We start from the raw sequence: 8,010 nt of genomic DNA on the forward strand, positions 1-8,010 counted from the left end.
AATGCTGGAGTCGAGAGTCTTTCGGGTTCTTCTGTCATCCAAACTGGGTTTAGCCATTCACTCAAGCCTGTTTCCAATTTGATCGGTAAGTTTAGCACTTCTGCAACTGCGTTTGCCGTCTGTACGGTTCGCAGGAAAGGAGAAGCGAAAATATGGCCAATATTTTCTCCTTTTAATCGTTTAGCTAACTGTTGTGCCTGCACCATACCATCATCAGACAAGGGTGGATCGTAGCGTCGTTCAGCAGTGAGAAACCAATCAGGGTTTACGAAATCGAGGCGGTTAGCGTGTCTTGCGATCCAGACTATTTGACTCATGGGTTTAATTATTCCGGTGAATAGAATTCGCCGCTAAACAAATATATAGATATCTGCAAGGAGGGCTGCAAATATTAATATATGACAAAAATCGTAATAATTTGTAATAATATAAACTATTTGGAAAACTTATCGGTGCTGTCAATATAGTTTTAAAGCCTATTTAGCCAAGTCTCTAAAGCAATATTGACTAAAAGTTCTAGAGAGTTAGTTCCACTCAGAATAAGTTTTTCATATTTTTCATAACAGATGAGTGATCGTGCATCTCGTAATTCGCCCTTTGTATATCTTTTGATTGTCTTTATAAAAGACGGATATTCATATACATTATTAGCTCTATTTTTATTACTGATAAAACCTTTACGATAAGTAACCATTCTAGAAAAAATAGTCCAATCTTTCTCAGTAAAAATATACATTCTGAGAGTGCTTTGTCTATAATATGGTTCTGGCTCCGGTAATCTTAGAAATAGGTGAGGTCTTCCTTGATAACCAGATAAATTGCTACCAAAGTAAAACTCAGCACAGAGCTTACTTTTTCCTTTACCATATTCAATAGAATTAGGTTTAACAATTTCTTGGATGCGTTTGTCAAAGCCAAGAATTTTTTTACGAATTCTGAGTACAGCCTCTCGCTCATTTTCACTAGAATTGTCACATTTAGCTAGTCGGTTAATAATTGCTCTAGGAGGAGCAGGTATATCTTCATTAACATCTCTTTCTTGATAAGGAATTTCTACTTTTGACAATTTGCCATTATCTAAGTCTTTTAGTTCTAAATAGAAGTTTTGACTTGCTAGCAATATTTGAAAATAGAGAAATTGAATAGACAGATGGCTGTACTTTCTATCTGTCAAATTATCTCGATGAAAATTAGGCTTAATTGCTATCAAGCTAATAGGTTGTCCATAGTCTACCTCTTCCTGGAAGGGTTTATTCTCAAGTAAAGCTTCATAATACCGAGTTAGTTGCTGAACAATATATCTATCTTCACCGTTTTTCAATTCCAGCACTACTAACTGTTTCTTTTCATTCAATGCTAAAATATCGCAAATTTGACCTTTAACATAATATTGTCGCTTTAGCGGAATTAATCCGAAAAGTTCCTTTAAATTAGCCCAGACAAAATCTTCTAAATCAGCTTCAGTCGCAAATTTCCAACTATTACCTGTTTTTATTAAATTCACGAAATTCATTATCTCGCTCTGACTTGAGTAAATTACTATCTTTAGTATTCCCAAAGCTAGACAGGAATTTATACAATTGCTTATATAGCGGTTCTGAGTTGAGTAGGTAAAGAACCCCACCCCCAACCCCCTCCCCGCAAGCGAGGAGGGGGCTATGATTAGGAAAAGCTATAACTTCAACCATCCAAATAGTTGCGCTACAGTTAATTGAAGATTACTAACTAAATCGGGAACTGGTAATATTTCTTGTTCTTCTTGTAAAAGTTCTGGTTGCTGCTTTGGTGGATAGACTAAAACAGAACGATCGCCTGGATCAATTAACCAACCTAAACGACTACCATGTTTTAAACAATGTAGAATATTTCCGGTTACTTTAGTCTGGCTTTGATCTGGCGAAAGAATCTCAATCGTCCAGTCTGGATATGTATGAAAAACATTTGCTACATCTCCACGTTCATCTATGGGAATCCTTTCCCAAGCAAACACAGCAACATCAGGGACAATTGAACGTCCGCCAAAAGTACACCGCAATTCTGGGAAAGCAAGGGCAATTTTTCGACTTTCAACTACTTCATTTATACCTGTGACTAACTTCCCCTGTAATTTGCTATGTTTTCCTTGAGGCATTGGCTTTTGAATAATTTGACCGTTAATGTATTCTGAACTAGGCTTTGTTTCTGGTAGTTTCAAAAACTCTTCTAAAGTTAGGGGTTTAGTTGGTGATTTTACCATGTGTTTGTACCTCCCAAATTTTCATTTAATTAATTACCCTAAATAAGCTTTTTTAACTCGTTCATCACTAATTAATTCTGAGGCTGCACCTGTTAAGGTAATAGAACCAGCTTCTAAAACATAACCGCGATCGGCAATTTGTAATGCAAGATTAGCGTTTTGTTCAACTAACAAAATAGTCACGCCTGTAGCCCGGAGATTTTCAATAATAGAGAAGATTTCCCGGACGATCGCAGGTGCTAAACCTAAGCTAGGCTCGTCTAAAAGTAAGAGTTGTGGTTTACTCATAACAGCACGAGCGATCGCTAACATTTGTTGTTCACCACCACTGAGGGTTCCTGCTAGTTGATTGCGTCTTTGTGACAAACGCGGAAATAGCTCAAATTGGCGTCCAATATCTGCTTTTATCTCGGCTTGATTAGAACGAATATAAGCACCCAAAAGCAAATTATCAAATACTGTTTGCCGTGCTAATACTCTGCGTCCTTCGGGACAATGGGCGATACCAAGTTGTACAACTTCGTGAGTTTGGCGACGGTTAATATTATGTCCATTATAGATAATTACGCCACTTTTAGGATTAACTACTTTAGATATAGCGCGGAGTGTGGTAGTTTTCCCAGCACCATTAGCACCAATAAGAGTCACTACCTCGCCTTTTTGAATAATTAAATTAATCTTTTTTAGAGCTTGAATACCGCCATAATTAACATCAAGCTCTTGAACTTCTAAAATTGTATAGTTTGGCTTACTATCGGCTTTCATCGGCGGTTTACATCCAGAAATGTTGATTCAAAACCTAAGATACATCAATCATACATTTCTTAAAACAGTGCGTAGACATTGCTTCAACTTAAAAATTAATGCCAGAATACTGCAATCTTTATGATGTACTATTAATTACTGATAAAGATATCAAGCGTCCTGTGGCAAAAGTAGCAGATATTGGTAGCAAACGACTAATTAATTTAGCTCCCGATGCATGGGTACAGTGGGTGACACAGCGTCCTGAAGTCGTGGCTAAAGAAATTCTCGGCTCTGAGTTTCACTGGATTAGCCGCGAAACAGATGTGTTGGTGAAAGCATACAGTGCTACTCACGGAGATTTTCTAGTACTAAATGAACTACAGTTGCGTTACACGGCACAGATGCCTCTACGGATGAGAGCCTATGCTGCCTTGGCACAAGAACGCTACCGATTGCCAACTTACCCAGTACTGATCAACATTTTACCGCCCCCATCCACCTTAACTATTGTCAATAGTTACGAGCAGGAATTTTTGGGATTACGTGCTATCCAAGATTATCGCGTGATTAATTTGTGGGAAATCGATGCTGAAATAGTGTTTGGGCAACCATTACCATCGTTGTTACCCTTTGTGCCAATCCTGCGAGGAGGGGGAGAGGTATCAGTTGTGCAACGCGCATTACAGGCGCTACGAGCAGATGCACAGTTGAACGAGTTAGAATCATTGCTGGCATTTTTTGCTAGCTTTGTGTTAGACACGCCTTTAGTGCAACAAATCATGAGGTGGGATATGGCAGTATTGCGAGAATCGCCTTGGTATCAAGAAATTGAGCAAAGAGGTATTCAGCTAGGTCTTCAGCAAGGTGTACAACGGCAGTTAATCCGAGTATTGCGACGACGTTTTGGTGAAATTCCTCATGAAGTGGAAGCAAGGCTTGAAGGCGAGAGTGTGGAAAGATTAGAAAATTTAATGGATAGTGCGATCGCAGTGAGTTCTTTAGACGAATTTGTACAAATTTTGTTTACCTGAATTTTGTAGGTGCGATCGCCTTTAGTGCAACAAATCATGAGGTGGGATATGGCAGTATTGCGAGAATCGCCTTGGTATCAAGAAATTGAGCAAAGAGGTATTCAGCAGGGTGCGCGACGGCAGCTAATCCGGGTATTGCAACAACGCTTTGGTGAAATTCCTCATGAAGTAGAAGCAAGGCTTGAGGGTGAAAGTGTGGAAAAATTAGAAAGCTTAATGGATAGCGCGATCGCTGTGAGTTCTTTAGAAGAATTTCTCACAATTATATCTGCTTAAATTATTCAAATCTTCAAGGGAATTTGATATGCGATACCTCCGGTAAGCTGCTAGCGTTGCAGACAGTCGTTTAAGGGTGCGTAAGCCCTTTGTGGCTACCCGAATTCAATTAACGACTGCCCGAATTCAATCAACAACTGCCCGAATTCAATCAACGACTGCCCGAATTCAATCAACGACTGCCCGAATTCAATAAACGACTGCCCGAATTCAATAAACGACTACCCGAATTCAATAAACGACTGCCCGAATTCAATAAACAACTGCCCGAATTCAATAAACGACTGCCCGAATTCAATAAACGACTGCCCGAATTCAATAAGAGTGTTCCAAGAAATAAATGATCCAAAACCTGTCAAAAGCGAGGGCAACGAAGTGTAGCGTACCACTTCGTGGAAGCAAGCTACGCAAAGCGTCTCTTAGAGTTGCAATCCCAAGATATTGCGATTGCTACCCTTCGGGAAGGCTGGGCCTACATTCCGCTTTGCGACCTTCGCAATGACAATTGGGCACTTATTTACTTGGAGTACTCTAAACAATTTCAGACAATACAATCGAAATTTTCGAGTCGGCAAGTGCAATGATGATGAAGTGGATAAAAATCTGTAATCCTATTACAATCTCAAAATAAATTTTTTCGTAACTCATTTTTAATAGCTTGCGATCGCCCAAAGCCATTGTGCTATCCTAAAAGCAGGATTATCCTGCTGATGGCACTGCCTCAAATAAATATGACAAAAGTGGAAGCAGATCAAGCACAAGAAAAGTTTTCCGAACTTCTTGCCCTTGTGGAAGAAAAACAGGAACGTATTGTGATTGAATCACAAGGACAAATTATTGCAGCAGTCATCAGCTATGCCGACTTAAAACGATTGGAAGCATTGGAAAATGCAAGAGATGTCGCAGATTTCCAACGTGCAATAACTGAGAGTGACGGTGAATCTTATTCGGTAGAAAAAGTGATTACTGACTACAACGAACTTCATGGCACTAATTTCACAGTTGAAAATATTTTGAATGGCTGAATCTGGACTGCTTGCTTTACCTATTACAAAATCAGCCCGGAAAGATTTAGTCGATTTACAGCCGAAGTTTTTTAAGCAGGTGATGACTAAAATTTTGCTGCTACCCGAAGATCCCAGACCTCAAGATTGTAAGCAACTTAAGGGATATTCAGGTGTTTATCGAGTTGATCAAGGCGAGTATCGTATTCTCTATACAATTTCTGAGGATGTAATATCAAGTCCGGTTAATCACTTACGATATGTCATTGCGAGTGGAACGGAGTGGAACGAAGCAATCGCTTCCTTATTGGGATTACTTCACTCCGCTATCGCTACGTTCGTAATTGACTTGTATTTTAGCGGACTTGATATAATCGAAGTTTTTCGAGTTGGCAAGCGTAATGATGATGAGGTGTACGAAAATCTATAATGCCATTAGAATCCCGAAACTAATTTTTTTGTAACTCATTCTTAATAGCTTGCGATGCCTGCGGCGGGCTACGCCTACGCACAAACCCATCACTAGCCGTTACCAACATTGCTGAGGAATATTTGTCAGGCAAAATCTTACCTGACAAATATTCTTTGGTGTAATGCCACACTTCAAGTTACGATAAATCTTACTTATTGAGAGCATCTACACCCTGATGACAAGGCCTGCCGATGTCAGCACCAAAAAATTAATTAGCCTTGCACCCGATAACTGGGTAAGATGGGTAACGCAGATTTCTGATGTCGTTGCTGAAGAAATTGTAAGTGGCGAATTTCAGTGGATTAGCCGGGAAACTGATGTTTTAATGCGTGTCAACAGTCCCCAACACGGAGAATTTCTGCTTCTTAACGAATTGCAATTACGCTATCAATCCAAAATGCCACGTCGGATGCGTGCATACGCTGCACTTGCAGAAGAAAAATATAACTTGCCAACATACCCCGTTCTCATTAACATTCTTAAAACTGGCAACAACGAAATACCCACAAGCTTTACATCAAATATTGCTGGATTACGGGCAATACAAGATTATCGGGTAATTAACCTGTGGGAAGTTGATGTTAATATTGCTTTTCAACAACCCTTACCATCCTTACTGCCGTTTGTACCCATTCTCAAAGGTGGTGAAAATGAATATACTATTAGAGAAGCATTGCAAATTCTCCGTGCTAATGAACAACTGAACCAACTGGAAACGGTCTTAGCTTTTTTTGCTACGTTTGTTTTAGAAACTGCACTCGTTCAAGAAATCATGAGGTGGGATATGGTTGTGTTACGTGAGTCGCCTTGGTATCAAGAAATTTTACGCGAAGGAGAAGCACGCGGAGAGGCACGCGGAGAGGCACGCGGAGAGGCACGCGGAGAGGCACGCGGAGAGGCACGCGGAGAGGCACGCGGAGAGGCACGCGGAGAGGCACGCGGAGAGCTGCGAGGAATACTTTCTAGTATTGAAATTAATTTGGAGTTAAAATTTGGCAACAACGGGTTACAGTTAATGCCACAAATCACGGAAATTAATGATATAGAGCGTTTGAAGATAATTTTACGGAACGTTGTAACAGCAAATAATATTGAGGAATTACAACAGGTTTTGTAATTGTAAGATAGATAATCAGATATTATTCATTTCCCAAATAAGCTTCAATTACAGCCGGATCATTTCTGACAACTGCTGGTTCACCCAAAGCAATCAATTGCCCAAAATCTAACACCGCAATGCGATCGCACAAACCCATAACCAATGGTACATGGTGTTCTATAAGGATGATCGTTAAATTGAAGCGATCGCGCAGGCTACGGATAAATTCACTCAATTGCTGCTTTTCGTTGGGGTTCATCCCAGCCGCAGGTTCATCGAGAAGTAAGACTTGCGGTTTTAATGCTAAAGCGCGGGCAATTTCTAAGCGACGTTGATCGCCGTAGGCAAAGTTTTTGGCTTTTTCGTCAGCGCGATCGCTTAATCCCACCAAATCCAATAAATCTAAAGCTTTCTGCTTAGTTTTAAATTCTTCACTAGGCGCTGGTGGTAATCCCAAAACTCCTGCAATCATATTACTTTTAGTGTGTAAATGCCGAGCAATAATCACATTTTCTAACGCCGATAATTCCCCGAACAAACGGATATTTTGAAAGGTACGGGCGATACCTAAAGCAGCAATTTGATGAGGACGTAGTTGAGAAACTTCTGCACCTTGATAAATTAATTTACCGCTAGAAGGTGGAATGAAAGCAGTAATCAAATTAAATAGTGTTGTTTTGCCAGCACCATTAGGCCCAATAAGTCCAAAAATCTCATGTTTATTTACACTAAAAGATACATTATTTACCGCCACTAGACCACCAAAGCGGCGAGTTAATGCTCGTGCTTCTAAGACGATACTGCTGTTACCCGTTGGAATACTATGTGACATTTTTGCATATTATTATGAATAGTAAAACTTATGCAATAACTCTCTAAAACTTTTCTTACTTCGCGCCCTTTGCGTCCTTCGCGGTTCGTTTATTCATGATTTTCCGTCTTTGAAAAATATCTGGAGTAATTAGCCCTTGAGGAAAAAAGATTGTACCTATTACTATAAGTAAGCCAAAAATAATTAATCTCCCACGCTTCCAGTTCAATCTGCTCAACCACGATATTGTTCGTCATATTGTTGTTGCATAAGTGACTTTTGATTTCACTTGTGAAATTTTATCCATTATATTGCACACATGATTTAAAATTGC

Annotated in this window: 11 protein-coding genes; 5 read left to right on the forward strand and 6 right to left on the reverse strand. The window is 39.7% G+C overall.

Annotation, left to right across the window (positions count from 1 at the left end):
• The 4 genes from LC574_RS16130 to LC574_RS16145 form a co-directional block, all read right to left on the reverse strand.
• On the reverse strand, nucleotides 1–317 hold a 317-nt coding region (locus LC574_RS16130; protein ID WP_229454452.1), incomplete at its 3' end, for a histidine phosphatase family protein.
• Nucleotides 318–469: 152 nt separating this feature from the next.
• Nucleotides 470–1,513, reverse strand: a complete 1,044-nt coding sequence (locus LC574_RS16135) for an endonuclease NucS domain-containing protein (protein WP_229454453.1) — start codon at nucleotides 1,511–1,513, stop codon at nucleotides 470–472.
• Between the two features lie 159 nt (nucleotides 1,514–1,672).
• Nucleotides 1,673–2,236 carry a Uma2 family endonuclease gene (locus tag LC574_RS16140; RefSeq protein WP_229454454.1) on the reverse strand — a complete coding sequence of 188 codons (564 nt, stop codon included), beginning with the start codon at nucleotides 2,234–2,236 and terminating at the stop codon, nucleotides 1,673–1,675.
• 33 nt (nucleotides 2,237–2,269) lie between these two features.
• On the reverse strand, nucleotides 2,270–3,001 hold the full coding sequence (locus LC574_RS16145) for an ABC transporter ATP-binding protein (protein WP_229454455.1): 732 nt from the start codon (nucleotides 2,999–3,001) through the stop codon (nucleotides 2,270–2,272).
• Between the two features lie 161 nt (nucleotides 3,002–3,162).
• Here LC574_RS16145 and LC574_RS16150 point away from each other — a divergent pair, with 161 nt between their 5' ends.
• From LC574_RS16150 to LC574_RS16165, 4 genes are all read left to right on the forward strand, one after another.
• The gene (locus LC574_RS16150) at nucleotides 3,163–4,014 is read left to right on the forward strand and encodes an Rpn family recombination-promoting nuclease/putative transposase (RefSeq protein ID WP_229454462.1); all 852 of its coding nucleotides are present in this window, start codon (nucleotides 3,163–3,165) and stop codon (nucleotides 4,012–4,014) included.
• A gap of 9 nt (nucleotides 4,015–4,023) precedes the next feature.
• Nucleotides 4,024–4,290 (forward strand): DUF4351 domain-containing protein, encoded by a 267-nt coding sequence (locus tag LC574_RS16155; protein ID WP_229454456.1) that lies wholly within the window; start codon nucleotides 4,024–4,026, stop codon nucleotides 4,288–4,290.
• 710 nt (nucleotides 4,291–5,000) lie between these two features.
• Nucleotides 5,001–5,315: a type II toxin-antitoxin system prevent-host-death family antitoxin gene (locus LC574_RS16160; protein ID WP_229454457.1), complete on the forward strand. Its 315-nt coding sequence runs from the start codon at nucleotides 5,001–5,003 to the stop codon at nucleotides 5,313–5,315.
• Nucleotides 5,308–5,724 carry a type II toxin-antitoxin system RelE/ParE family toxin gene (locus LC574_RS16165; protein WP_229454458.1) on the forward strand — a complete coding sequence of 139 codons (417 nt, stop codon included), beginning with the start codon at nucleotides 5,308–5,310 and terminating at the stop codon, nucleotides 5,722–5,724. The genes LC574_RS16160 and LC574_RS16165 overlap by 8 nt, the downstream gene beginning before the upstream one ends.
• 19 nt (nucleotides 5,725–5,743) lie before the next feature.
• Here LC574_RS16165 and LC574_RS16170 read toward each other — a convergent pair whose 3' ends face one another.
• Nucleotides 5,744–5,896, reverse strand: coding sequence for a hypothetical protein (locus LC574_RS16170; protein WP_229454459.1), 153 nt, complete (start codon nucleotides 5,894–5,896; stop codon nucleotides 5,744–5,746).
• Between the two features lie 45 nt (nucleotides 5,897–5,941).
• Between LC574_RS16170 and LC574_RS16175 the strand changes: the two genes are divergently transcribed.
• The gene (locus tag LC574_RS16175) at nucleotides 5,942–6,883 is read left to right on the forward strand and encodes an Rpn family recombination-promoting nuclease/putative transposase (RefSeq protein ID WP_229454460.1); all 942 of its coding nucleotides are present in this window, start codon (nucleotides 5,942–5,944) and stop codon (nucleotides 6,881–6,883) included.
• Between the two features lie 22 nt (nucleotides 6,884–6,905).
• On the opposite strand, the gene LC574_RS16180 is transcribed toward LC574_RS16175, so the two are convergent.
• A complete protein-coding gene (locus LC574_RS16180; RefSeq protein ID WP_229454461.1) occupies nucleotides 6,906–7,697 on the reverse strand; it encodes an ABC transporter ATP-binding protein in 792 nt (263 codons plus the stop codon).
• Between the last annotated feature and the right edge of the window lie 313 nt (nucleotides 7,698–8,010).

Source organism: Nostoc sp. CHAB 5715 (genome assembly GCF_020829685.1).
Classification (GTDB): Bacteria; Cyanobacteriota; Cyanobacteriia; order Cyanobacteriales; family Nostocaceae; genus Nostoc.

What these genes read in the sequence shown, in the direction of transcription:
- LC574_RS16135 (WP_229454453.1), bottom strand. Translation starts at nt 1,513, where the DNA reads ATGAATTTCGTGAATTTAATAAAAACAGGTAATAGTTGGAAATTTGCG.
- LC574_RS16140 (WP_229454454.1), bottom strand. Translation starts at nt 2,236, where the DNA reads ATGGTAAAATCACCAACTAAACCCCTAACTTTAGAAGAGTTTTTGAAA.
- LC574_RS16145 (WP_229454455.1), bottom strand. Translation starts at nt 3,001, where the DNA reads ATGAAAGCCGATAGTAAGCCAAACTATACAATTTTAGAAGTTCAAGAG.
- LC574_RS16160 (WP_229454457.1), top strand. Translation starts at nt 5,001, where the DNA reads ATGGCACTGCCTCAAATAAATATGACAAAAGTGGAAGCAGATCAAGCA.
- LC574_RS16165 (WP_229454458.1), top strand. Translation starts at nt 5,308, where the DNA reads ATGGCTGAATCTGGACTGCTTGCTTTACCTATTACAAAATCAGCCCGG.
- LC574_RS16175 (WP_229454460.1), top strand. Translation starts at nt 5,942, where the DNA reads ATGACAAGGCCTGCCGATGTCAGCACCAAAAAATTAATTAGCCTTGCA.
- LC574_RS16180 (WP_229454461.1), bottom strand. Translation starts at nt 7,697, where the DNA reads ATGTCACATAGTATTCCAACGGGTAACAGCAGTATCGTCTTAGAAGCA.